Source organism: Virgibacillus sp. M23, from assembly GCF_034190895.1.
Taxonomy (GTDB): domain Bacteria; phylum Bacillota; class Bacilli; order Bacillales; family Amphibacillaceae; genus Virgibacillus; species Virgibacillus salarius.
The window spans coordinates 1-255 of sequence record NZ_JAWDHA010000417.1; the positions used below are offsets into that span (position 1 = coordinate 1).

The window sequence follows — 255 nt, forward strand, 5'->3', positions numbered from 1 at the left end:
AGTTCAAGACAATTCGTCACTATGGGGTGTATTCTAGAAGGAGTAAGAGCTTAAGCAAAAAGCTATTAGCTACATGGCAACAAGGTACAAGGAAATGGATAGTAAAAGTGAAGAAGACATTACGCCGGCAAACCTGGAGAGAGCGTATTATTTCTAGTGGTCAAAAAGATCCCCTTGTGTGCTCGCATTGCGACAATTACTATGAATACAAGGGAGAAGTGTGTCTAGAGAATGGGAAATTAGAAATAAAGATTG

At 39.6% G+C, this 255-nt stretch carries 1 pseudogene; it reads left to right on the plus strand.

The annotated features are described in order from the left end of the window. Window positions 1-255 (plus strand): annotated as a pseudogene (locus RVS70_RS23495) (IS91 family transposase); the annotation flags it as partial.